At 36.5% G+C, this 1,893-nt stretch carries 3 protein-coding genes; all 3 read left to right on the forward strand.

Annotated features, from left to right (window positions below):
- Nucleotides 1-855: polymorphic toxin-type HINT domain-containing protein (locus tag ACJROP_RS11905; protein WP_406535680.1), on the forward strand; the 855-nt coding region annotated here is incomplete at its 5' end.
- A gap of 21 nt (nt 856-876) precedes the next feature.
- Complete coding sequence (locus tag ACJROP_RS11910; protein WP_406535681.1) at nt 877-1,374, forward strand: hypothetical protein; 498 nt, start codon at nt 877-879, stop codon at nt 1,372-1,374.
- 27 nt (nt 1,375-1,401) lie between these two features.
- On the forward strand, nt 1,402-1,893 hold a 492-nt coding region (locus ACJROP_RS11915; protein ID WP_406535682.1), incomplete at its 3' end, for a hypothetical protein.

Consider the following 1,893-nt stretch of genomic DNA (forward strand, 5'->3'; position numbering starts at 1 on the left):
TACAAGAACACCAAGCACGATATTCTCACGTCACAGTGCTTTGTAGAGGGTACGCTCGTTATTACAGCTGAGGGCAACAAGCCTATCGAAGAAATCAAAGCCGGCGATCTTGTATATTCAACTAATCCCGAAACAGGCGAGAGTGAATATAAGGAAGTTCTCCGCACTTTCCGCAAAGAAACAGATGTCCTCATTCACATATTTGTAAACGATGAGGAAATACAGACTACACCCGTTCACCCATTCTGGGTAGAAAATCAGTGGATTGCCGCAAAAGACCTTGAAATTGGTGATGTTCTTACTCTTGCTGACGGCACAATGGCTACTGTTACCAAAACTTACAGTGAGCTGATCGACAAGCCTGTTATCGTTTATAACTTTGAGGTTGCCGAGTTCCATACATATTATGTTACTGATACTGGTGTGTTGGTGCATAATTCAAGCAAAGACAAATGCTCGATTAATACAAATCAACCTAAATCATCAAACGAAAAAGACAAATTAAACTATGAAATAAAACCTTTGGATACTGACTATCGAGGAACTGGCATTACATATAGACAAGCACTTGAAGAAGCATTTGCTAAAACGGGACATGCCAAGGAAGAATTCCATGTGACCAAGTGGGCTAGAGATCTTAATGGAAAGTCTATTCCAGTAGAATATGAAACATTAAATCATACGCAAGTGAGTATGGATATAGCTCATTATAGTTTTGATAAAAATGGTGTATGGAATACAGGACCCGATGCTCCTCACATTGGATGGGTTATAATGGATAAAAAACCAAAAGTAGTTGGACATATACTTATAGATCATGTTCCTACTGGTAGAGACTACGCATGGAGTTGGTAAAATAGGAGGAATGATGTTTTTATGTACAACTTTATCAATGATGATATAGATAAAGTAAAAAAAGTAATTGAATTATATGATGATACAAATATTCATTTACTGACTGTTGAACAACAAGAAATATTTAAAGTAAATTTGAGAAAAAAGTATTTTAAAGATAAAGGTATTCTTAGTTGGTCTATATTCGAAATGCTAAATTCAGAAAAACTTGGCGTAAACGATGCAAATGCTTGGTCATGGATTTCGGATTATATTATAGGTAAAGAAATTTGCGTATTATTGGGAGAAAATTATCATTCAAAACTCATATATTATTTTAAAAATGGAGTGAATTTTATTGATGTATATCCCCGATTACCATTTTTGGAATTTTATCTAATGGATCTGAATTTTACTTTTTTAATTGGGTACAATCACTCATCATGTTTGGTGACGATGGGTAAAGCAATCGATTGGTTAGAAAGTGACGTAAGATATGTAAAATTTTTAGATAATTATAAAAAACGGAATACACTGTGAGCCACAAGTTATGATATACTTGGCAGAGTGACCGAATATACCGATGAAGGAGGCAATGTCTTTACAACTGAATATGACAGTATGGGCAATATCACAGCAGTATATGATGCAGACGGAAATGCCTGCACCCGTACAGAGTACGATAAAGCCGGAAATGTTACCAAGACGACCAATGCACTGGACTCGATCACAGAGTATACTTATGACAGCTTGAATCGCCTGATAAAAAATGTCAGTGATAAGGGAACGAGTACGGAATCGACAACAACTTATACTTATGATGCGTTCGGAAGAATCATTGAAACGGTAGATGCGGAAAATGGCAGAACACAAGCAACTTATGATAACACGGGCAATATTCTGAGCATTACCGATCCGAACGGAGGAACTTCCACGTATAAGTATGACAGTATGAACCGTATGACCGAGAGTGAAAATGCCATAGGCAGTAAAAATACTTATACTTATAATGCTCAAGGTCTGCTTGCACAGAGTAAAAATGCGAGAAATCAATCGACA

This window comes from Methanobrevibacter sp. (assembly GCF_045220775.1).
Taxonomy (GTDB): domain Archaea; phylum Methanobacteriota; class Methanobacteria; order Methanobacteriales; family Methanobacteriaceae; genus Methanocatella.

Coding starts and splice junctions, on each gene's coding strand:
- ACJROP_RS11910 (WP_406535681.1), top strand. CDS start 877: ATGTACAACTTTATCAATGATGATATAGATAAAGTAAAAAAAGTAATT.